Raw genomic sequence first — 22,843 nt, forward strand, 5'->3', positions numbered from 1 at the left:
CAGTTTCTTGCCAAATATGGTTAGTTTTGCAGACGGACAACGTATTTTAAAGCAATATCCGTACCAAAATCCGGCATCTTCAAATATTCATGAGTGAACGAATCAAAACCGGCGACGGCGGTATTATCCTGACCAACGCGGAAGACCTGATGAACTGGGCCCGCCTGTCGTCGCTATGGCCTATGGGCTTCGGTTTGGCGTGCTGCGCGATTGAGATGATGGCTACCTACGCGGCCAACTACGACCTCGAACGTTTCGGTATTATGCCGCGGCCTTCACCCAGGCAGTCGGATGTGATGATCGTGGCCGGTACTGTTACCTTTAAAATGGCCGACCGTATTCGCAGGCTATACGAGCAAATGCCGGAACCTCGCTACGTGATCTCGATGGGCAGCTGTTCCAATTGCGGCGGTCCTTACTGGGAGCATGGATACCACGTCGTGAAGGGCGTCGACCGCATTATCCCCGTGGATGTATATGTACCCGGGTGCCCGCCCCGCCCCGAGGCGCTGATTGGTGGCTTTATGAAATTGCAGGAAAAAATCCGCGGCAAGCAAGAGGCAGTCCCTGGCCTGTTCCTGGAAATGGAAGCCGCAGGAGCGCAAGCCGTTTTATCCTAATCCTACGTATGACTTTTCAGGAAATCACCGATATTATTGCGGGCCAGTTCCCGGAGTACGCCATTACGGCCGAAACCAAAAACCCGCAACCTGCGCTCGTCGTGCCTGCGCAAGGCATTGCCGCGTTGTGCCGTTTTTTACATGAAGACGAAAGGCTGTATTTCGACTACCTGGCCTGCATTACAGCCATCGACAACGGCACCACTGCCGAAACGATGGAACTGATCTACAACCTCACTTCCATTCCTTACGGCCTGGATCTGACCCTAAAAACCATTTTCCCGAGAAATACGGCCGAGGCTGTGCTGCCATCCGTGCCAACTGTGAGCCACATCTGGCGTACCGCCGACTGGCACGAGCGCGAAGCATTCGATTTAATGGGCATTACTTTCGAAGGACACCCCGATCTCCGGCGGATCCTGCTCCCCGAAGACTGGGAAGGCCACCCGCTCCGCAAGGACTACGACGCGCAGGAAAGGTACCATGGCATTTATGTCCGGTACGAAGATGGTAAGGAGCTGGAACCGTCCACTAATCCGGACAGGGCATAGCGCATGTTTTCCGTGCATTCGGGCAAATAATCACTCATATTTGGTAGCATGAAAAAGCCTCGTTATTTTTCGTTACTAAATTTTAATGATCACCCGCATGCGCTTCATCATACTGACGGCCCTCTTTCTCGGCTTTTTGCACTCAGCTTTCGCAGTCACCGACTCACTTATCATCAAGGGTCGGATCAATAACCTCAACGGGCGGCTTTACCGCCAGGCCCCGTTCATTACTTTTTCACGGAACAATATCCTGCAACCGCAATCGGAACTGAGCAAACAGGCTGATTTGCAGGCCGACGGAACGTTCCGCGTGTCGCTTCCGATGCTTTTTCCGCAGGAGGAAATTTACATGGATTACGGCGGGAAGGCCTTCACTACTTTTCTCGGATCGCCGGGCACCGTCGAAATTACTTTCAACGGAGATTCCATTGGCAGGGCTAAAAAGCTGTTTTATTTCGCCGGCGCCAATGCAGATGCCAATAATCAATATCCATCCTACCTGGCCGCAGAAAACCAGCGGTTGAACGGCAGCAGAACGCTGGGTACCGATTTTTTCAAGACATTTTGGGAGAAAAGCCCGTCCGACGCCCGTTTTATCGCCGAAAGTCGGGCGGAACTGCGCCTCGGATCGGTAAAAGCTGCGACGCAAAACACCGTGGCATCACCTGTTTTATATAATTGGGTCAAATCGGTTACGGACGAGGAACAGTTGCAGATTTTGTATGAACACGCATTGAGCAATCAGTATCAGATCAGCAAAGCGCTGCTCGACAGCCTGAAACGCCTCGACCGGGCTCCACTGACCGGACAACGGGTGATTTGGGCGACCCGATTCGGTAACTACGCCGACCAGATGGTGGAAGGAAAAAAATTCGATAACCCCAGCAGGACCAACTCCCTGCCCGTGAAACTCATGGCCGCGCTCATCCGCGACAACGCCAAAAACCTTTCTGCGGACGACCGCCAGCACCTGAACCAGATCGCAGCGAACGGCCTGGCCGAAAAAGGCGAGCTGGATTTCATGAACAAGCTTTTTGCCCGTAATGAAATGGTCCTGAACCTGCTTTTCAACTACGAACGCGAAAGCCGCATTTACGGGGACTTGTACGACAGCACCGCCACCGAGTTTCTAAGAGTACGCTACCTGGCCAAAAACCTCTATAAATACACCTATCCGCAGCAATTGCTGCTCAATAACCACATTAAGTCCCGCACCGGCATTCCGCAGTTCAAACAATCGCTTGACGAGCTGATCCAGCTGGAAGTGAAGGACAGCGCGAACATCCGTAAGCTGGTGGACTTCAAGAATGTGCGTACGGCGCCCGTCGAGGCATTGCCCGGCTATTATCTCAGCGCTTCGAACGACCGGGGTACTCCGTGGTTCAACGGCATTGTGGATGGCTTGAAGGGAAAAACCATTTACGTCGTGAAGTGGAATATCGAGGATGCCAAAAGCCGCGAGGAACTGGATTTCATCCCGGCATTGCAAGCACGGCTTCCGGACAACATCGTGTTTCTGTTCGTGCATTTTTCAACCGAAAATTACACGGTTTCGGATGCCCTGCTGCGGCAATATATCGTTCGGCACAGGTTAAAAGGCATTCATATGTCGATAGACGATAACCAGGCGATGGACCTGCTGTTCCGCCTCAACCCGCTGGACTTTGCAACATTTTCCATTATCCGGCCAAACGGCAAGTTTGCTACCAAAAATGCCCCGGCACCAAGCGAAACAGAAAAGACGGCCAAGGCGCTGATCGAGGTTAACAGCCAGTAGTTTTATACCTCGCATTGGTGCGTTTGCGTTAAGAAACAGTTGATTTGGAATCCGGATAGCCCATGTGCAAATATTTGCTGTTGTTTCTGATGCTTTCCTTCTGCGCGTCGGCACAAAACCCCGACAGCCTGGAAGTGCACAGCCGCGACAGTATCCGGTACACCAACCTCAAAGCCCGGATGTCGAAAACCAAGTTCTCGCGGGCGGTTTACCGGCTGCTGTTCAGGGACGTATACAACCAGGGCAAGGTGACGGAGGTTAAGGAGATCGAAACCAACCCGTTTACGCCGTATGAGGGGATGGTGATCCGGAAAATCTACATCCGCCAACTGAATATCCTCGGCGAATCGGTGTATGACACCACGCGGAAAGGTAACCAGCTGGAAAGGTTTTTGAGTAAAAGTGTCCATACGAACACGCGGGAGGGCATTATCCGGAAATCATTCCTGCTGTTTTCGGAGGGTGACGACATCCAGGCGCACGTTCTGAAAGATACCGAACGTCTTTTGCGTTCCAACCGGATGTTCGTCGATGCGCGTATTATTGTCATTCCCCGAAAGGATGTTACCTGGATGGCCGATGTAATGGTGCTCATACAGGATTCCTGGTCGCTTAACTTCTCAGGAAGTTTCAGTTCCTTCAATAAATTCGGTCTGGGGCTTGAAAACATCAACGTGCGCGGGACCACGCATTCCCAGCGAACGGCCATTCGCTGGGATTCGAAGGATTCCGTGCGAAAGTTTCAGTTCCGGGCCATTTACACAGTTCCCTATATTGGCAAAACCTTTATTACCGCCCAGGCCAGTCTGATCTTCGAGCGCGACCTGAAAGAACAATCCATTCGTTTCAACCGAAGGTTTATCACGACCGAAACGAAATATGCCGGTGCTTTGGAGGTAGGTCATTATAACACAAGGCAAGTCAAGCGGGAACTACAATCCAAAGATTCCCTAACACTCCTTCTGACCGATTATAAATACTACGATTTCTGGATCGGGCGCGCATTCAAGTTTCCGTTCCCCGACAGTAAACTGGCCCAGAACTCCCGGATCGTAACGGCATTCAGGCATAATAAATACAATTACGACGAACGCCCGGAAGTAGCACCGAACCTCAACAAAAACTATTGGAACCGCACCGCGACGCTGATCAGCCTCGGATTTTCCAACCGGAACTACAAGCGGGACGTCTTGATCTACGGCTTCGGACGGACGGAGGACGTGCCGGTGGGTAGCCTGTTCGCGCTCACGATCGGGCGCGAGAACACCGAGTTCGGTGCGCGCGGCTACGGCGGACTTCAATTCGCGACGGGCAAATACCTGCCCCATAACCTGGGCTATTTCTACGGGCTGGCCAATTTGGGCACCTATTCCAAAAAAGGTGTGGCGCAGCAGGGCGTTATCAATGGAGAAGTCACTTATATCAGCAATCTGATCCCTTTCCGATACAGCTTTTTCCGGCAGTTTGTCAATATCAGATTTGCAAAGGGAATTAACAGGGATCCGCTGGATTATCTGAACATCAGCGGGAATCAGGGCATCAGGGGCATCAACAACGACCGGCTGATCGGCACCAAGAAACTTACTATCGGAACGGAGACCGTATTCTTCTCCGACAAGAGCCTTTTAGGTTTCCGTATCGCCTATTTCGTGTTCGCGGATCTGGGCCTGGTGAATGGCGTGCCGCACCTTTGGAAGAGCCCGTTGTACCAGGGTTACGGGCTGGGCTTACGGCTCCGAAACGAAAATCTCACCTTCAATACCCTGCAGGTACGCTTCGGATATTATGTCAATATCCCTGAGCTCTCCTCTCCTACCCGTTTCGCCGCTTCGGGCAACGTTCCCCTGCGTCTGCGCGACTTCGACATCTCCGCACCGGCCATTGCGCCTTTTCAGTAGTGAACAAATCACTCCTACAACTAACTGACTACCTGACAATTAACGACCTGATTTCAAAATTTTACAGTTATTTCAAGCCACAACCTGTCCTTTTTCAGATATGAGAATTAACTTTGTGGAATTTTTGGACGTACCCCTGCTCAAAATCGTCAGGCAACTGCCAAAAGTTGTTCAAGTATTTCCTTCATTTCTACAAATTACCATTTACTGTGCCCAAAAATACGAGTATCAAATCCGTTCTGATTATCGGTTCAGGCCCCATCGTCATCGGTCAAGCGTGCGAGTTTGACTATTCTGGCTCTCAGGCAGCCCGTTCACTACGCGAAGAGGGGATTGAGGTAGTTCTGATCAACTCCAATCCTGCAACCATCATGACTGACCCTATCAGTGCAGATCATGTGTACCTGTTGCCACTCGAAAAGAAGTACATCGTTGAGATTCTGGAAAAACACAAGGCGATGGGCAGGCCCATCGACGCGGTACTTCCTACCATGGGAGGCCAAACGGCGTTGAACCTGGCTATCGATTGTGATAAGGCAGGTATCTGGAAAAAGTACGAGGTGGATATTATCGGTGTGGATATCAAAGCGATTGAAACGACCGAAGACCGGGAGAAATTCCGTCTGAAAATGCTCGAACTTGGCGTGAATGTGTGCCAGGGCCGCACAGCCCGCTCTTTCCTCGAAGGAAAAGAGATCGCACAGGAAATCGGCTTCCCACTGGTAATTCGCCCATCATTTACCCTTGGCGGTACGGGAGGTGGATTTGTGGAAAAAGAAGAGGATTTCGACAAAGCGCTGAACTACGGCTTGCACGCATCGCCTGTACACGAGGTACTCGTTGAGCAAAGCGTAATGGGCTGGAAAGAATACGAGCTCGAACTCCTCCGCGACAGCAAAGGTAACTTCATCATCATCTGTTCGATCGAGAACTTCGACCCGATGGGTGTGCATACCGGCGACAGCATCACCGTGGCGCCTGCCATGACGCTTCCGGATACATTGTACCAGCAAATGCGCGACCTTTCGATCAAAATGATGAATGGTATCGGCAAGTTTGCGGGTGGCTGTAACGTACAATTCTCGGTAAATCCTGCTGACGACAAGATCATCGCGATCGAAATCAACCCGCGCGTATCTCGTTCATCGGCTCTGGCTTCGAAAGCAACCGGTTATCCTATCGCGAAAATCGCTGCGAAAATGGCGATCGGTTACGACCTCGACGAGCTCATTAACCCGATCACCGGCAGCACATCCGCATTCTTCGAACCTTCGATCGATTACGTGATCGTGAAAGTTCCGCGATGGAACTTCGATAAGTTCAAAGGTGCAGATCGGTCACTGGGTCTTCAGATGAAGTCGGTAGGTGAAGCGATGGGTATCGGACGGAACTTTCAGGAAGCATTGCAAAAAGCTTGTCAGTCGCTGGAAATCCGCCGCAATGGCCTTGGTGCCGACGGCCGCGAGCTCCGCGACCAGGAAGCGATCAAGCACAGCCTGGCACATCCTAGCTGGGACCGTCTGTTCCACATTTATGATGCATTCAAAATAGGTCTATCGTTCAAAACGATCCAGAACCTTACTAAAATAGATGCGTGGTTCCTTAAACAGATCGAAGAGCTGATCGAGCTGGAACACCAGATCGAGAAATTTGACCTGGAAGACCTGCCGAAAGACCTTCTTTTGACAGCGAAACAAAAAGGCTACGCCGACCGCCAGATCGCGCATTTGCTTGGCACCAAAGAAAGCAAAGTGTACGATCGCCGGAAAGCACTGGGCATCAATCGCGTATACAAATGCGTTGACACCTGCGCGGCTGAATTCGAAGCAAAAACACCTTACTACTACTCTACTTTCAACACCTCGCAGGAATTCCCTGACAACGAGTCTGTTGTGAGCGATCGTAAGAAAGTGGTTGTACTGGGCTCAGGACCTAACCGTATCGGCCAGGGTATCGAATTCGACTACTCTTGTGTACACGGCGTATTGGCTGCAAAAGAGGCTGGTTACGAAACGATCATGATTAACTGTAACCCTGAAACCGTTTCGACTGACCCGGATATCTCCGACAAGTTGTACTTCGAACCCGTTTTCTGGGAGCACGTTTTCGACATTATCGAGCACGAGAAGCCTGAGGGCGTGATCGTTCAGCTGGGTGGTCAGACTGCTCTGAAAATGGCTGAGAAACTGGAAAAATATGGTGTCAAAATCATCGGTACCGACTTCCACTCACTCGACTGGGCAGAAGATCGCGGACGGTTCTCGTCGCTGCTCGAAGAGCTCGGCATCCCTTATCCGAAATTCGGTACCGTAAGAACCTCCGACGCTGCGGTGGAACTTTCACGCACGCTGGGCTTCCCATTGCTGGTTCGTCCGAGCTACGTTTTGGGTGGACAGAGCATGAAAATCGTGATCAACGAGAAGGAGCTGGAACAGCACGTGGTGAAAATCCTGCACGATATTCCGGACAACAACATTCTCCTTGACCACTTCCTCGAAGGCGCGTTGGAGGCAGAAGCAGACGCGATCTGCGACGGCGAAGACGCTTACATCATCGGTGTCATGGAGCACATCGAGCCTGCGGGTATCCACTCCGGCGACTCGCACGCTGCATTGCCGCCTTTCGACCTCACAGCCGACGAAATCCGCCAGATTGAAGAGCATACCCGCAAAATCGCACTGGCGATGAACGTAAAAGGGTTGATCAACGTACAATTCGCAGTGAAAGACGGCGTCGTGTACGTGATCGAAGCGAACCCACGTGCTTCGCGTACCGTACCGTTCATTTGCAAGGCTTACCAGGAGCCTTACGTGAACTACGCTACCAAGCTGATGCTGGGAGACAAGAAGGTGAAGGATTTCGATTTCAAACCTGTCAAAAACGGCTGGGCGATCAAGATCCCTGTATTCTCATTCAACAAATTCCCGAATGTGAACAAGGAACTCGGCCCTGAAATGAAATCGACCGGTGAAGCGATCTACTTCATCAAAGATCTCGAAGACGAATTCTTCCAGAAAATTTACGGCGAAAGGAATCTTTACCTTAGCCGGTAAGAATAGCAATTAGCAATACGCAAAGCCTCGGAGAAATCCGGGGCTTTTTGCATTTAAATGCATGTGTAAACAAGAATAAAATAGTGGTCACATTCTCCTAACATATTCTATATTATGTGCTATTTTCGGAAAATTATTGTAACCACTCCCCTACATGTTTAAGTTTTACGCTTGCGTTCTTGCAATGTGGCTTTGTTTTGTATCAGCCGCATTTGCACAGACACCAACTATCTCTCTCAATTATAACGATTTCGGTTCAGCTTGCCTTTACTCGACCTTCCGGCTCGGTATTAATACTTCGGGCACATTCAACGCCGACAACAAGTATTCGGTGCAGATCCGCAAGGCCGAAACTTCCACCGTGCTCAAAGAAGTACCGGCGACGCTGAACAACGGCAAGCTGGAATTCGTACTCAATGATTCTCTCGCCTATGGCAACGCCACTATTCAGCTCCGGGCAGTGGCATCGTCACCGAAAACACAGAGTGACTGGTCGTACAGCATTAATGTGCTCACCAAAGGGCGCCTCACTCTGAATCCCGGCAATACCCGCGACACGATCAATACGTTCGACACGGTGCCCATCAATTTTTCAGGGATAGGACTGGGAGAAATTCGGGTGACATTGAACGACAGCAGCAGGTTCAGCTTTTACGGCAATCAAGTCGGTTTTTCTGCAACTCAGTCACTCATTATTCCGGGGACCGTTTCGGTTTACACCATCGCACACGCAGAGAACAATTGCGGCGCCATGCAAGTCAGCGGCCGCTACCAGCCTGTCATCAACACGACAGCTATTAAGGCCGTTTCCGTTTCGCCTACGCAAATTTGCGAGAACAGCGACGTAAAAGTGACATTCTCAACGCTCGGAACTGCGTTCACCGCTCAAACCCGCTACCGGTTGCGTTTCCGGGAAACCTATCCCGCAGGCGCCCCCAGGGTAGTCGAAGTTCCCGCCACCTTGCAGGGCGATCTTCTCGTCGGCAAATTCCCCGACCGCCTCAAATTATCCAACAGTGTGCAATTCAGCGTGCAGGTAATCACGGACAATCCTTCCACGGTTTCGTCCGTAGCGCCCACTTCTTTGAGCATTTATCCCAAAACCGGCGCTACTTTCAGCACGGCCAGCCAAACAGTGGACATCAACTCAACTATGTCCCTGTATGTAAAAACATATGGAGTACCGCCGTTTTCCGTAGAACTGACCGACGGCAGCAAAGCGACTTCCTCCTATGGCGATGTATCTTTCCAGCTATCCCCGACCGGCGACAAGAATTACAGTATCAAGACAGTCACTTCGGGCTGCGGTACAGTGAATGTGAGTGATCCCGAGGTCGTGCAGATCAAAGTCAGGCCGGGAATCCGGTTTGCCGACGGCACGCAAACGATTTGTGCAGCGCCGACTATGCGCGTCAAGTTTGTAAGCAGTGCAGCGCTTACCGACGCCACCAAGTTCAAAATCGGGGTCAGCTCAGGTAGTAATCCTCATTACTATGTCGACGCCAAACGGTCGGGCGATTACCTCGAATTCTCATTGCCGCCAACGCACGGCACTTTCTATTATGCCCAGTACCAGATCGTTACGACCAATCCAAATCTCCAATCGCAGTTTTCTTCTAATTTGGTGATTCAGAGTATGCCGGCCATCCGATACAGCACATATTCGGGCTCGACAACATTCAATGTGCCGACGCGCATGACGATCGGCTATATTCTGGATGGCGGAGGGCCTTATACCGTGGAAGAATCGGACGGTACGATCAGGACATCAGAGTGGGGAAGCTTCGACGCGAAGCAATTGTTTGTGAAGCAAACCACTGAGTATAAGGTCAAATCGGTTTCGAACGGTTGTTTTAAAAATAGCACCCCCCCGACCCTGACATTGAAATACCAACCTACCACTGAGCCAACCATTTATCTTGAGCCCCTCAAAAATGCCATCTGTAACAACGATAGCCTGGAAATCATATTCGGCACTTTGGGACAATTTGGCTCGGGAAACAAATTCAGCATTCAATCCAACCAGCCGTGCTGCGATTTCAAAGCCTTAACTGTGGTCGAGCAAGGCGGCAAGTATAAGGTAAAAGTGGCTGTTTCAGAGTACTATTCATCCGAAATCGACTTTCGCATCGCGTCGTCGAACCCGGTACTGTTCAGCAACTCCGAGCGCATCAGGCTGAACACTCCTCTCACCGAATTCTCCCTTTCGCCGCAGACACGACCGGAAGAACCTCAGCGCTATGTGATCAGCCAGAGTGGCGCGCAGCTCTATCTATCGGCCAATTCCCCGATCCAAAGTATGAGCTATACGGAGAACGGCGTGGAAAAGAATGCCGTTTTCGCTCAGTATTCCAACACAGTTTACATCACTCCGAAACCTGGCGAGGTAACAACCTACGTGGTAAAATCGGCTACCAATGCATGCGGCACTTTTCCTGTCGACAAAACGACCTACATTCGGGCTATGCCGGGCTTTATCCAATTTTCATCGTTGCAATCCCAGGTATATTGCACCGGGTCGCCGCTGGCCGTTTCTTTCGACATCACTTCCGGCGTTGAAACCCCTGACGCCATCTATTCACTCGAGATCGCTCCCGCAAATACGGTCGACTTCAAGACTCTGGTAACCGGTCAAAAAGGGAAGCAGTTCAGCACGACAGTTCCTCGCGAGCTTTCAACCGGCTATTACAGCTTGCGCATCGTGTCGTCTGACGGCTCTATGTCCGACCCGCTGGGCATTCAGATTTCCACACCGGCGACCACCACGCTCACGGCAGAAAATTCGCAGGGAACCCCGGTAAAGGTCGACGCCGGGCAAAGCGTCGCATTGCGCGTCCGTGCAGAAGGCGCGGCACCGATTATTGCCATTTACAGTAACAATACCCGCCAGGAATTGTCTAGCGGCGAACAGAGCTGGTACGTCTACCCTACCAAAAGTCAGCAATACAGCATTCTTTCGGTAAGTAATGTATGCGGCTACGGCACGGCGACAGGCAAGGTGGATGTTGCCGTCAATCCGAAACTTACCGCCAATACCGCATCGTGGAGTGTATGTGAGGGCGGTTCGATCGTCGTTAACTACGAGTTGATGGGCGACGTGGACCTGGCGGATGGATACATCCGCTTCTCGATCATGGATCAAAGCAATAACAACACGATCCGGCTCGATTCCACCCGTACACTTAAAGGCAATATCACACTGAGGCTGCCCAATACACTGCCCGGAAGCTACTACACGATTGTCTGTTCGGTCCCAAAATATAATCTTACATCCAATCTGAGTGTAAGCGTCACTACCAAGCCCAACGTAACGCTTCTCGGCAGCACCACCATCAATAGCGGCGAAAGTACGCAGCTGGTGATACGCTCTAATAAGTACAATGCAGATGTTCCCAATTTTACATTATCGGACGGTACCAAGGGAAATATTTACACCGGCGTCGGGGCACTTAATTACATCAAAGTTTCACCCGGCAAAACAACCACCTACACCATTGCCTCCATCACCAATGCGTGTGGGAACGGAATCGCCACCGGCTCGGCGACGGTCGAAGTCAATCCGCCTTCCGAACGGAGCGTGACGGTCACAGCGCTCACGTCGAAGTCCGGTTTCAGCATGTGTACAGGCGATACCATCGCGATTGAGTACAAAACCGCGGGTAGTTTTTCCGCCGGCAACATATTCACCGCACAGATTTCGGACAGTACCGGCAGGAATTTCCGCAACATAACAACGATCGCAGGCTCCAAAATCCAGGCCATATTACCCGTCGATCTGACTCCGAATGCACAATACCGCATTCGCCTGGCCGCCTCCGACCCGAACACCGGCAGCGGTGCATACGCAACGCCTGTTGTAGCAATGCAAAAAGCCAAAGCCCGTTTCGCATCCGAAAGCGTGATCTTCGATGGTATCAACAATCCCAAAATCACAGTGCTACTTGAAGGCGGCGGGCCCTGGTATTATCGTTTTGGTACGGATGCGAATGTAATGAACCGTCAGTCGTCCAGGCCGACCGACGTTATCGAACTCTTCCAGGCATCCCCCAGCCAGTACTATCGCCTGTTCAGCGTTTCCAATGGCTGCGGTAATGGGATTATCGAGTCTCCTTCGACCGTGAAAGTGGAAATCGTAACGGGAACGGAGCCGAGTGCACCCGGATTTGAGGTTGTCGTCGCACCTAACCCTGTTCAGGATATTCTTACAGTAAAATCGAAAAATGGTGATGATAAAACGATACAGCTTATCTCCCAAAGCGGCGCGATAGTCCGTACCCTTAAAACCCGTCAGCACGAAGAGCGCCTGGATATCCGCAACCTTCCGAGCGGCATTTACCTGCTCCACATCGATGCCAAAGGCAGGAAGGCCACATTCAGGGTCATCAAGCAGTAAAACACATTTATACCAAAACAAAAGAAGCCCGGATCGCTCCGGGCTTCTTGCATTATATCGATTTCTAAATCTTTTTATTTCACTTCTTCATAATCCACATACTCGCCGCCTTTGAACCTCGATGACTCGCTGTTGCTCTGCGGAGCGCTGTCGACCCGGATACCTCCCGGTTTCGTACGGGCGCGCTCGGCTTGCTGCTGCGCGCGGTATGCTTTCTCCTGCTGCTTGATCAGCTGCCTGCCCACCAGCAGGTGGAAAAGGAAGCGCCGGAAAAACGGCACGAATGCAATCAGGAGCAGGAATATGAATAATATATTAAATAGCACTTTCATCTTTCAACAATGTTTTTTACCTCAATCAATAACGTAAACCTAACATAATTAGCACACGAATATAAGGAAAACCGCATGAAAGACGAAACCGGGAACTGAGCGGTGCTATCCGTTTACCAGCGGTCGTTTACGCCAGGTCGACCGCCTTGCTGTTCTCCACCACGCGCTCATAATAGGCTTCGTAATGCGGCAGGATCTTTGCCACATCGAATTCGCGGGCGCGGGCCAGTGCATTCGCTTTGAAGGTAGGCAGGTTGGCGTCATCGAGGATGTATGCAGCATGCTTCACCATGTCTTCCACGTCACCCACGTCGCTCAGGAAGCCGGTTACGCCATGCACATTCAATTCGGGCAAGCCGCCTGCATTGGACGTAATGATAGGCACTTCGCAAGCCAGCGCTTCCAGTGCAGCCAATCCAAAACTTTCGGATTCGGAAGGCATCAGGAACAGGTCGGCCACGGAGAGCACTTCTTCGATCGCATCCAGCTTACCCAGGAAACGGACGTCCGAAAGCATATCCAAATCCTTACACAGGCGTTCGATGCGCATCCTATCGGGGCCGTCGCCTACGAGGAGCAGCTTGCTCGGCAGCAGCTTGCGCAGCTTTTCGAAGATCATGATCACGTCGTCGATCCTTTTGACCTTCCGGAAATTGGAGGTATGGACGATGAGCTTCTCGTTGTTAGGACAAATAGCAAGTTTGAAATGGTCCTTCTTCTGCCTGTTGAAGCGGTCGAGATCGATGAAGTTGGGAATTACTTCAATATCCTTGGTGATCTTGAAATGATCGTAGGTGTCTTTTCTGAGTGAGTCGGAAACCGCAGTAATGCCGTCCGACTGGTTGATACTGAACGTTACCACCGGCTCGTAGGAAGGATCTTTTCCCACCAGGGTGATATCGGTGCCGTGCAAGGTGGTAATCACCGGAATGTGAATGCCCTGCGCGGCGAGGATCTGCTTTGCGAGGTACGCCGACGACGCGTGCGGGATCGCATAATGTACGTGAAGTAAGTCCAGGCCCGCATTGGCCACTACATGCACCATTTCGCTCGACAGCGCCGACTCGTAAGGCGGATACTGGAACAGAGGATAGGCAGGTATATTTACTTCATGATAATAGAGGTTCTCATTAAAAAAGTCCAGTCGTTGAGGCTGGGAATAGGTAATGAAATGAACCTGGTGGCCGGCTTTCGCAAGCGCTTTTCCAAGCTCGGTAGCTACCACACCGCTTCCTCCGAAGGTAGGATAGCATACGATACCAATTTTCATAATAGGTCAGCAAATGGTTGAATGTCCGGGATCAACAACCGTCCGGATAACGGCTCGAAATAGCTAACAACAAATGCAGTTTTTTTATCCCAAAAATGGATAAAGAAGTGAAGAATTGTCGTTAATGGGATAAAATGAATAATTTTATTGCCTAAACCTTCTTTTTCCAGCGTCAAACTTCATGAATGTGTCGGCCAGACCCAAGATCACAACGTGGGATTATGTCACCGGGAGTGCGCGTCTTGTGCGCATGACCAACCTCGTCATTGTGGCCCTCACACAGTACCTTACACGCATCCTGCTGATCGGCCCGCGCCATGAATGGAAAGCGATCGTGACGGATATCGATATGTTCGTGCTCTCGCTCTCGACCGTCTGTATTGCTGCTGCCGGCTACATTATCAACGACTATTTCGACGTCAAGATCGACATCGTCAACAAGCCTGAACGAGTAGTGGTGGGCCGTTACCTGAAACGCCGCTGGGCCATGGGCGCGCACCAGGTTTTGAATGTCGTCGGCGCCGTACTCGGCTTGGTGGCCAGCCCGTACGTCTTCATTATCAACGTATTCTCGATCACGTTGCTCTGGTTCTACTCCGAGCGCTACAAGCGGCTGCCGTTCATCGGTAACTTCATCGTTTCGCTGCTCACGGGACTTACCTTGCTCATACTCACCGTGCATTACCCGGCCAACCGGCATTTGGTGTTCATTTACGCGGTATTTTCGTTTTTCATTTCGCTGATCCGCGAGGTAGTGAAAGACATGGAAGACATTCGCGGCGATGAAGCGCACGGCTGCCGCACGCTGCCGATCATCTGGGGCATCCGCCGGACCAAAACATTCCTGTATTCGGTTATCATCGTTTTTGTACTCACGCTGTTCGTCATGGCGCGCGCATTGCAGAACAACCTGCTCACCCTCCTCTTCCTGCTGCTCCTGATCCCGATCGCATTGCTTGTGCTGCGCCTGTACCAGGCCGACACCCGTCGTGATTTCAAGGATATCAGCAGCCTTTGCAAGATCATCATGCTGCTTGGCCTGATCACCATGATCTGGACCTGACGCACCGATTAATTTAACGCTTCACGCCGTTTAATTAACCGGTTGAAAAGTTATATTTGATCACCCCAAAACTAAATCGCTGTTACCGATATGAAAAAGTTACTTCTATGGAGCATCGTCTGCCTGATGATGCTCAGTCTGAGGGCCTATGCCCAGGAATGCGCAGGTTTTGCCTTCAAAGAAGGAGGAGGATTCGAGATGAACAACTACGACGGCAAAGGCAAGGCGCTGGGCAAGCTCACCTATAAAATCGCCAAAGTAGCCAAGGAAGGCAGCAACACCGTGGTAACGATTGATATGGAATCTTTCAACACGAAAGGTAAATCCGAGCTCAAAAACACTTACCAGATGAAATGCGACGGGAATGTGCTGACGCTTGATGCGGCCTCGCTCATTAACCAGGAGCAACTGAAATCGTTTCAGAACATGGAAATGAAATTTACCTATGAGAATATCGAAATCCCGTCCAAACTTTCGGTTGGCGATAAGTTGAAAGACGCGGCTGTCAAAGGTGAAGGGAAGTCGGGGCCGATGCCGGTGGTTTTTAATATGTTTATCAAAAACCGCACGGTGGCGGGCCAGGAAAAGCTCACCATCGCGGCGGGCACTTACGATGTTTACAAAATCAATTCGGATATGAACATGGAAATGGTCATGGGCTTTCCGGTTAAAATGGAAATGCAGAGCGTTTCGTACCGTGCCCCCGGCGTAGTATGGGACCTCAAAACCGAGACATACCGCAAAGGGAAACTGATGGGATATAGTGAACTGTCCAAAATCTATTGATATCAGGCAACTCAATATTAACATTTCCATAAAGAACGGCTTCCGGTTCGTCGGCAAGCCGTTCTTTTTATAGCTTTGTCCGGGTATTTTTTCACGGATACTCCTTATCTATCATATATCAACTACGCTTAATAATGAAGAGAATTGCCATTTTTGCCTCCGGTTCGGGATCCAATGCCGAAAAGATCTGCGAGCATTTCGCGGGCCGCGACGACGTGGATGTGTCGCTGATTTTCACTAACAACCCCATGGCCGGAGTGATCAAAAGGGCGCTCAAATTGCAGGTTCCGGTTGTGTTCTTTGACCGGAAAACCTTTTACCACACGGGAAAAATCCCCCAGATTCTTCAAAACGAAGGGATCGACCTCGTGGTACTCGCAGGCTTTATGATGCTCGTGCCACCGGTGCTGGTGGAAGCATTCCCCAACAAAATGATCAACATCCACCCGGCATTGCTGCCTAAATATGGCGGGAAGGGCATGTACGGGCATTTTGTGCATGAAGCGGTGGTAAATGCGGGCGAAACCGAATCGGGCATCACGATCCATTATGTGAACGAGCATTACGACGAGGGCGACATCATTTTCCAGGCTAAATGCGAGGTCGCACCCGGTGATACGCCCGACGACGTTGCGCGCAAAGTGCACGCACTCGAATACGCGCATTACCCGCGTGTGATCGACGAAATCCTCACTGGAAGGTAAGCCGCGCCATGCTGTTCTTCCTGCTAGCGGTTGTTTTCACGGTAATGCTCTACCTGATCATGCGCGCTTACCCGCGCTATCGGGTGGATTCGTTCCATGCGGTGGTGTTCAACTATTACTCCTGTGTGCTTACCGGCCTCGTTCTGACGCCCGATCTCGGCCTGTTCACGCAAGTGCAATGGACTTCGGAGGGAACGGTCCTCACCATGGCACTTGGAGCCATGTTTGTAACGGCATTTATGCTCATCGGGCTTACTGCGCAAAAAGTGAGTGTGACGGCCACGTCGCTGGCGGGGAATATGTCGTTGGTGATCCCGGTGCTTTTCGGGCTGTTTGTTTTCAGGAATAACAATAAGGACTTTACCGCGCTCAACTACCTAGGGCTCGTGCTTGCGCTCGTCGCACTGGCGTTAGGTGCAATCCAGCGCACGCCGAAGTCGTCCGATGCGGCAAGTACCGCGCAAACCGCGAAGCAGGCATTATGGATTTTACCCATACTGACATTCTTTGCCACGGGCACGAACAATACGCTGATCAACTTCTTGTCCTCCAAGTACTATCCTGCCGGGCAGATCACCGTTTTCATGATCATCGCGTGCTTCGGCGCTGTGGTGATCGGCACTTCGATCCTCATTTACCGCATTATTGCGCACGGCCATTCACTGAAACTCCGTAGCGTCGTCGGCGGGCTGGTGCTTGGCGTGCCCAATTTTTTATCACTCTATTTTCTGTTGCTCGCGCTTGCTGCATTCGGAAATAGCGCGGCTTATGTTTTCCCGATCTATAATATCCTGACCATGCTCGTTTCGGCCCTCGCGGCCTGGGTATTATACAAAGAGCGCCTCAATACGCTGAATAAATGGGGACTTGTGCTGGCGGTAGCCGCAATAGTACTGATTTCCTACCAGGAACTGAACCTGTGATCCCGCGAGCGCTGTTTACTGACCATGACCGACACCGCCATCCTGCATATTCCCGAGCAAGACAAACCGCTCAACAAAAAACAAAAGGAGTTTAACCTGCTTTCCGACACGATCGAGGCACTCGACCGCCAGATCGCCGACCTTCAACAGGCTTATGACGAAATGCTGCGGCGAATGCCATCCGACCTGGATCCCCTCGTACGGGAGTACCAGGCTTGCCGGGCCGACATTGTCAACCTCTGGGACCGGACCTACGAAGCGGACCATTTCCGGAAAGCCTATCAAACCAAACTGGCTTTCCTGATCACCGAGAATGCCTACGACCTTATTAAAAATCACGCGCAGTACGAGCTGAAACCAGTTTTTAACAAATACAGCCCGGTAGACATCGATGTGCTGCTGGAAGAGGAGCGCCTGAGAGAGATTTCCCGCATCAAAGACCCGGCTTTTTTGCTGGAAAGCGAATATGAGGCAGATCCGGAAATATCTTTTCACGAACTGCCGGAAGAAGAGCAGCAGCGCATTAAAGCGGAAAGACGGGAACAGCGCATGGACCAGCGCACACGGGAAGCACAGCAGGCAAAGACCACGAAATCTGTGCGGAGCGTTTACATGGAGCTCGTAAAGACCTTCCACCCCGACCGCGAAACCGATGAGGCCGAAAAACTGCGCAAGACCGAAACCATGCAGCGCATTACGAAGGCGTACCAGGCCAACAATCTGCTCGACCTGCTGAAACTGCAAATGGAACTCGAACAGACCGACCGCAGCGGGCTTGAAAATCTCAACAAAAACCAACTCAGCTATTACAACAAGATCCTGAGGCAGCAGGTAGAGGAGCTGGATCAGCAAAAAATCGCGATACAGCAAAAAGTATCGGCCATTTGCGGCCTACCCTATCAGCACGCCAATTCCCAGGTTACCGTTATCGCGAAATTCAATACCAATATCAACGAGTTGAAGGCTGAGATCAAAAATATCAGAAAAGTATACAAACACTGGCTCGTGCCGTCACAGCTCAAAGCCTATCTCAAACCCTTCCAGATCCCCGATCAGCCCGAGGATGATTCCGATGAATAGCCGAAAACAGCCGTTTTTTTGCGGGAAACGTATACAATGCGTAGATGTTTTTCCACGATATTCAACATTCATTTAAATGTGATTTTATAAATATGGCCACACACGATGCTAGTGTTTAGCTGGTTAAGCAAAATGGGGCACAAAATGCACCAGTGGCATATAATTTGTGTTTAGTGGGATTGACGCACCCAAACTCACATTTAGATGAAAAATTGCATTTTTTTGCTGCTCGCAGTCGTATTTTGTAGCTCGCGGGCACAAGCTCAGGAAAACGTTTCCATCGGCCCGCTGGTAGGGTTATCAATTGCCAATTTCCGCGGCGATGTCTCGAACACCGATTGGAAACCAGGGTTAACCATTGGCGGCTTCTACAATTATAGCTCCGAATCGGGCTTCGGTTTCAGCGGACAGTTGCTTTTTACGCAGCTCGGCGCGCAAATCAACAACAAAACCAATGAGATTAACCTAAACTACATCCAGGCCCCATTGCTGGCTACCTTCTTTTTCGGACGTTACGGTGATCGTGTACGTCCTAAAATTTTCCTCGGTCCCAACCTCAACTTCCTGGTTGGCGCAAGGGATAAGAACGGCAACAACATCAATGGCGACTCTAACAACCGCGTTTACGCTCCGTTCGACCTCGGCCTTACCTTTGGTGGTGGATTAAACTACCGCCTGCAAGAGAAGATATGGCTGAATTTCGATGTACGGTACGGCGTCGGATTGCTCGATGTGACAAGGCTCGACAATTCGAAGATCAGAAACAACAACTGGGGTATCAATGTGGGGCTGAGCTTCCCGCTCGGCACTTACAACAAGCATACCGGAAGGCTACGTACGCGCTGACACACTATGATCCATGATGAGAAGGGCATCCAAATTTGAGTGCCCTTCTTTACTTTTGCTACCGGTAGGTTTTAACGCACACTGCCTATGCTTCAAAAGGATTTGTTGAAAATTACCAAATGGGGCCTGGGAACCGCCGTGCTGATCTGGATGATCGGATGGCTGATGCTGATTCCCGAAGACTTGTCTGCCCAAATAGCCGCTATCTCCGCCGAAGCGGTAAAGAATGGTCGTTTCGTTGATCAAACGGGTATTTCTCCGCCTATTATTTCATTCTCCGTGGGAGCCATGCGGCTTTTCGGAATCAATCAGCTGTCGCTGCACATTCCCGGTTTCCTGGCTATTCTTTTCAGCCTGTTTTGCACTTACCGCCTCACGCGTGCCCTCGCAGGTGCGGAGTCTGCTATTCTTTCGGTACTGATATTGGCTACCTCGCAAGCGACATTCCTGGTTAACAATGAACTGGGCGATTCCAGTTATCTGGCGGCATGCTTCATTTTTGCATTGTGGCAAATCAATGCCTACATCGAAAGCCGGAAAGCAATCAACCTGCTGCTTTCCCTCCTCGGCATCGCCGGTTTGATATTCGTTAAAAACACTTTCCCCGACAGCACCAACCAGTGGCCCGTAGACCCTTTGCTGACGCTGCTGGTAACATTCTCCCCGTGGACGATTTTTTTCATCCTGGCGATGATCGATCTGGTTCAGCGGATTATTTTTCCTGATGTAGTCCAGGAGCAGAAGCATGAACTGATTTGCCTGCTCGCGATCATCATGCCTTTTATTTTCAGCTATATCAATCCGTTCAGGGCTACGTTTGACGTGTATATGGCCTACCCGGTAGCCGCGGTCGTTACGGCAACTTACATGATCCGCCGCCTCCGGAGTGCTCCGGAGACATTCTCGGGCCTGCTCGCATATGTACACGCGGTAGCAGCATATGCGGCGCTCGCGCTGCTGTTCTGTCTGGTGTGGTTCACTTTCCCGGCCGACAATTATTACGGCCTGGTCCATTTCATGGCGCTCCTCAGCGTTCTCACCTGGCTGATCTTCTTCTCATCGGTCCGTAACAAGCTCATTGCCGGCTGCGTGGTGTTCGCTATCGGGGCCAACATCGTACTTACCACCTATTTTTATCCCAATATTTACGAGTACCAGGCTCCCGCTAAGCTCGGTATCATCGCCAGGGCAAACGGGGCCGCTAAGGAACGGCTGTTCAGTTACCAGGCCGGGGCGCCTTACAGCCTTCGCTTCTACTCAGGTACACAAGTTACCGAGCTGGACGACTTCGGAAAACTTGTTAGTATGAAAAACTGCCTGGTTTATACCCACCAAAACTTCGTCGGGGAATTCAAGGCCATCCGGCCTGACATGCAAATCCTCGGAAGCTGTGAAGAATACCCCAGGAGAATCCTCGATTTCCGCTTTCTGGACCCGAATACCAGGGCTTCCTACGTGCAATCCAAGGTGCTGATCAAGTTATAAATCCGCCATATACATTGGTCTGAAATATAGTTTTCAAATTTTACTTTGAAATACAAAGTACTTTCATAAATTTGGATTGTCAAACTTAAACGATCACCTGCCTTATGCAAACCATTAACACCAGATTGTCGCCCTGGCATATTGTGGCCGTCGGCGTGCTTGTTCCGCTGCTACTAACCTGCCTTGCCCTCTGGCATTGGAAACCGGGCGTTTTTGTCCTCGCGTCTGTACTTGCACTCGGGGGCGCACGCATCGCCTACGAGCTACTCATCATGAAGAAAATGAGTAACCGGGCTTATCAACTGGCTTTCGGGCTCGCCGTCGCTGCCGTATTGCTGTTAGTTTGGATGAATGTGGCAGTAGGTGGCATTCTAGGCGATAACCCTGCCAATATGATGTATTTCGGAGTATTGCTGGTAGGACTTGCAGGCGCAATGATCTCGCGGCTCAAACCTAAGGGAATGTCGCATGCATTATTTGCGACGGCATTTGCAATGGTACTAGTGCCATTGGTAGCCTGGGCCATTGGCACACCTGCATTTGCGAACGGATTGGCCGCCGTCTTTGGCCTGCATGCATGTTTTGCGTGGTTGTTTGCGGGATCCGCATTGCTGTTCAGGCGCGCCGCGCATTCCCCGCACGAGTAGATAAAACGACTTGCATAATGCGTTCAAAGGGATTAGCCGTACCTTTGTAGTCTTTTAGAAATTGTATTATGACTTTTGAAGATCTAAATCTCACCAAACCGCTTCTGAAAGCGCTTTCAGAAGCGGGATATACGACGCCCACCACTATCCAACACAAGGTCTTTTCGGTTATGATGTCCGGGAAAGATGTCTGCGGTATTGCACAAACCGGTACCGGCAAGACATTCGCCTATTTACTACCCACGCTTCGGCAGATTGAGTATTCCAAAGATCGCCTGCCGCAATTGCTGATCCTCGTGCCTACGCGCGAGCTCGTGGTGCAAGTGCTGGAAGAAGTACGTAAATTGGCAGCTTACACTACGTTACAAGCTGTGGGCGTGTATGGCGGCGGGAATATCAAGGTGCAAATGGCGGAGTTGCACGAAGGCGCTGATGTGGTGGTGGCTACACCCGGCCGCTTATATGACCTTGCGTTGAATGGCTCTTTGAAAAGTAAAAACATCAAAAAGCTGGTGATCGACGAGGTGGATGAAATGCTGAACCTCGGGTTCCGCCCACAGCTGAAAAACATCCTCGATTTGCTTCCGCAGCGCCGCCAGAACCTGCTTTTCTCGGCCACGATTACCCAGGAAGTCGAGGCTCTGATGAAGACCTATTTCAATGACCCCGTGCGCATCGAGGCGGCTCCTGTGGGCACGCCGTTGGAGAATATCGAGCAGCAGGCTTACGAGGTCCCCAATTTCTATACAAAAGTAAATTTGCTTGACCTCCTGCTCGACCGGCACGAGGAAATGAACAAGGTGCTCATTTTTGTAGCTACCAAAAAGCTCGCCGACCAGCTTTACGGCCAGTTGGAACTCGGTTATATGAACAAAATCGGGGTTATCCATTCCAACAAGGACCAGAACCACCGTTTCAACACGATCAGGCAGTTCCATGCAGGCAATTACCGCATCCTGATCGCAACCGACATTATCGCCCGCGGGCTCGACGTGGCGGAAGTGTCGCATGTATTCAATTTCGACATTCCCGAAGTCCCTGAAAACTATATTCACCGGATAGGCCGCACCGGTCGCGCCGACCAGAAAGGCATCGCTATTTCCTTCATTACCGAGCGAGAGAAGCCATTTCAGGAACAGATCGAGGAGCTGATGGATTTTGAAATACCCATTCTTCCGCTGCCCGAAGGCTTGAAAATTTCTGAAATCCTGACGCCGGATGAAGAGCCGAAAGTTTTCATGAAAAACATTGAGTTGAAACGCCCCAAACGCGAGGACGTAGGCCCGGCATTTCACGAAAAGAAAGCTAAAAATCAGAAAGTTAATATCCGCCGCGATCATGCGAAGGAAAAAATGGCCAAATACGGGCGACCTATCAAACGCTCCGGTAACAAGCCCAAGAGAAATAGTTAAGCC

17 protein-coding genes are annotated in these 22,843 nt (G+C 50.9%); 15 read left to right on the top strand and 2 right to left on the bottom strand.

The annotated features are described in order from the left end of the window. The first annotated feature begins 89 nt into the window (after positions 1 to 89). From nuoB to J2Y43_RS21265, 6 genes are all read left to right on the top strand, one after another. Positions 90 to 620: an NADH-quinone oxidoreductase subunit NuoB gene (gene nuoB, locus J2Y43_RS21240; RefSeq protein ID WP_309987742.1), complete on the top strand. Its 531-nt coding sequence runs from the start codon at positions 90 to 92 to the stop codon at positions 618 to 620. Between the two features lie 8 nt (positions 621 to 628). Continuing rightward, a complete protein-coding gene (locus J2Y43_RS21245) occupies positions 629 to 1,171 on the top strand; it encodes an NADH-quinone oxidoreductase subunit C (protein ID WP_309987741.1) in 543 nt (180 codons plus the stop codon). A gap of 97 nt (positions 1,172 to 1,268) precedes the next feature. Continuing rightward, positions 1,269 to 2,948, top strand: coding sequence for a hypothetical protein (locus tag J2Y43_RS21250; RefSeq protein ID WP_309987739.1), 1,680 nt, complete (start codon positions 1,269 to 1,271; stop codon positions 2,946 to 2,948). A 62-nt stretch (positions 2,949 to 3,010) separates the two neighbouring features. Then, the gene (locus tag J2Y43_RS21255; RefSeq protein WP_309987737.1) at positions 3,011 to 4,846 is read left to right on the top strand and encodes a hypothetical protein; all 1,836 of its coding nucleotides are present in this window, start codon (positions 3,011 to 3,013) and stop codon (positions 4,844 to 4,846) included. Positions 4,847 to 5,055: 209 nt separating this feature from the next. Beyond that, on the top strand, positions 5,056 to 7,899 hold the full coding sequence (carB, locus tag J2Y43_RS21260) for a carbamoyl-phosphate synthase large subunit (protein ID WP_309987735.1): 2,844 nt from the start codon (positions 5,056 to 5,058) through the stop codon (positions 7,897 to 7,899). A 154-nt stretch (positions 7,900 to 8,053) separates the two neighbouring features. Then, entirely contained in the window at positions 8,054 to 12,292 is a 4,239-nt protein-coding gene (locus J2Y43_RS21265) for a T9SS type A sorting domain-containing protein (RefSeq protein ID WP_309987733.1), read from the top strand. 74 nt (positions 12,293 to 12,366) lie between these two features. On the opposite strand, the gene J2Y43_RS21270 is transcribed toward J2Y43_RS21265, so the two are convergent. After that, a complete protein-coding gene (locus J2Y43_RS21270) occupies positions 12,367 to 12,624 on the bottom strand; it encodes a DUF4834 family protein (protein ID WP_309987732.1) in 258 nt (85 codons plus the stop codon). Positions 12,625 to 12,751: 127 nt separating this feature from the next. After that, the gene (gene bshA / locus J2Y43_RS21275) at positions 12,752 to 13,894 is read right to left on the bottom strand and encodes an N-acetyl-alpha-D-glucosaminyl L-malate synthase BshA (RefSeq protein ID WP_106598535.1); all 1,143 of its coding nucleotides are present in this window, start codon (positions 13,892 to 13,894) and stop codon (positions 12,752 to 12,754) included. 181 nt (positions 13,895 to 14,075) lie between these two features. On the opposite strand from bshA, the gene J2Y43_RS21280 reads away from it, so the two are divergent. The 9 genes from J2Y43_RS21280 (at position 14,076) to J2Y43_RS21320 (ending at position 22,840) form a co-directional block, all read left to right on the top strand. Further along, on the top strand, positions 14,076 to 14,957 hold the full coding sequence (locus tag J2Y43_RS21280) for a geranylgeranylglycerol-phosphate geranylgeranyltransferase (protein WP_309987729.1): 882 nt from the start codon (positions 14,076 to 14,078) through the stop codon (positions 14,955 to 14,957). Between the two features lie 90 nt (positions 14,958 to 15,047). After that, positions 15,048 to 15,743 (top strand): hypothetical protein, encoded by a 696-nt coding sequence (locus tag J2Y43_RS21285; protein WP_309987727.1) that lies wholly within the window; start codon positions 15,048 to 15,050, stop codon positions 15,741 to 15,743. 134 nt (positions 15,744 to 15,877) lie between these two features. Beyond that, positions 15,878 to 16,447: a phosphoribosylglycinamide formyltransferase gene (locus J2Y43_RS21290; protein WP_223403266.1), complete on the top strand. Its 570-nt coding sequence runs from the start codon at positions 15,878 to 15,880 to the stop codon at positions 16,445 to 16,447. Positions 16,448 to 16,455: 8 nt separating this feature from the next. After that, entirely contained in the window at positions 16,456 to 17,370 is a 915-nt protein-coding gene (locus tag J2Y43_RS21295) for a hypothetical protein (protein ID WP_309987725.1), read from the top strand. Between the two features lie 24 nt (positions 17,371 to 17,394). Further along, positions 17,395 to 18,450, top strand: coding sequence for a hypothetical protein (locus J2Y43_RS21300; RefSeq protein WP_309987723.1), 1,056 nt, complete (start codon positions 17,395 to 17,397; stop codon positions 18,448 to 18,450). Between the two features lie 204 nt (positions 18,451 to 18,654). After that, a complete protein-coding gene (locus J2Y43_RS21305; RefSeq protein ID WP_223403269.1) occupies positions 18,655 to 19,296 on the top strand; it encodes a porin family protein in 642 nt (213 codons plus the stop codon). A gap of 87 nt (positions 19,297 to 19,383) precedes the next feature. Next, a complete protein-coding gene (locus J2Y43_RS21310; protein ID WP_309987720.1) occupies positions 19,384 to 20,781 on the top strand; it encodes a glycosyltransferase family 39 protein in 1,398 nt (465 codons plus the stop codon). A gap of 104 nt (positions 20,782 to 20,885) precedes the next feature. Further along, on the top strand, positions 20,886 to 21,428 hold the full coding sequence (locus J2Y43_RS21315) for a hypothetical protein (RefSeq protein WP_309987719.1): 543 nt from the start codon (positions 20,886 to 20,888) through the stop codon (positions 21,426 to 21,428). A 68-nt stretch (positions 21,429 to 21,496) separates the two neighbouring features. Beyond that, positions 21,497 to 22,840 carry a DEAD/DEAH box helicase gene (locus tag J2Y43_RS21320; protein ID WP_309987717.1) on the top strand — a complete coding sequence of 448 codons (1,344 nt, stop codon included), beginning with the start codon at positions 21,497 to 21,499 and terminating at the stop codon, positions 22,838 to 22,840. The last annotated feature ends 3 nt before the right edge of the window (positions 22,841 to 22,843 follow it).

The sequence above is a fragment of the Dyadobacter sp. BE31 genome, from assembly GCF_031457695.1.
GTDB lineage: Bacteria > Bacteroidota > Bacteroidia > Cytophagales > Spirosomataceae > Dyadobacter.

What these genes read in the sequence shown, in the direction of transcription:
- J2Y43_RS21245 (WP_309987741.1), top strand. Translation starts at nt 629, where the DNA reads ATGACTTTTCAGGAAATCACCGATATTATTGCGGGCCAGTTCCCGGAG.
- J2Y43_RS21270 (WP_309987732.1), bottom strand. Translation starts at nt 12,624, where the DNA reads ATGAAAGTGCTATTTAATATATTATTCATATTCCTGCTCCTGATTGCA.
- J2Y43_RS21315 (WP_309987719.1), top strand. Translation starts at nt 20,886, where the DNA reads ATGCAAACCATTAACACCAGATTGTCGCCCTGGCATATTGTGGCCGTC.
- J2Y43_RS21295 (WP_309987725.1), top strand. Translation starts at nt 16,456, where the DNA reads ATGCTGTTCTTCCTGCTAGCGGTTGTTTTCACGGTAATGCTCTACCTG.
- J2Y43_RS21265 (WP_309987733.1), top strand. Translation starts at nt 8,054, where the DNA reads ATGTTTAAGTTTTACGCTTGCGTTCTTGCAATGTGGCTTTGTTTTGTA.
- J2Y43_RS21320 (WP_309987717.1), top strand. Translation starts at nt 21,497, where the DNA reads ATGACTTTTGAAGATCTAAATCTCACCAAACCGCTTCTGAAAGCGCTT.
- nuoB (WP_309987742.1), top strand. Translation starts at nt 90, where the DNA reads ATGAGTGAACGAATCAAAACCGGCGACGGCGGTATTATCCTGACCAAC.
- J2Y43_RS21250 (WP_309987739.1), top strand. Translation starts at nt 1,269, where the DNA reads ATGCGCTTCATCATACTGACGGCCCTCTTTCTCGGCTTTTTGCACTCA.
- bshA (WP_106598535.1), bottom strand. Translation starts at nt 13,894, where the DNA reads ATGAAAATTGGTATCGTATGCTATCCTACCTTCGGAGGAAGCGGTGTG.
- J2Y43_RS21280 (WP_309987729.1), top strand. Translation starts at nt 14,076, where the DNA reads ATGAATGTGTCGGCCAGACCCAAGATCACAACGTGGGATTATGTCACC.
- J2Y43_RS21290 (WP_223403266.1), top strand. Translation starts at nt 15,878, where the DNA reads ATGAAGAGAATTGCCATTTTTGCCTCCGGTTCGGGATCCAATGCCGAA.
- J2Y43_RS21300 (WP_309987723.1), top strand. Translation starts at nt 17,395, where the DNA reads ATGACCGACACCGCCATCCTGCATATTCCCGAGCAAGACAAACCGCTC.
- J2Y43_RS21305 (WP_223403269.1), top strand. Translation starts at nt 18,655, where the DNA reads ATGAAAAATTGCATTTTTTTGCTGCTCGCAGTCGTATTTTGTAGCTCG.
- J2Y43_RS21310 (WP_309987720.1), top strand. Translation starts at nt 19,384, where the DNA reads ATGCTTCAAAAGGATTTGTTGAAAATTACCAAATGGGGCCTGGGAACC.
- J2Y43_RS21255 (WP_309987737.1), top strand. Translation starts at nt 3,011, where the DNA reads ATGTGCAAATATTTGCTGTTGTTTCTGATGCTTTCCTTCTGCGCGTCG.
- J2Y43_RS21285 (WP_309987727.1), top strand. Translation starts at nt 15,048, where the DNA reads ATGAAAAAGTTACTTCTATGGAGCATCGTCTGCCTGATGATGCTCAGT.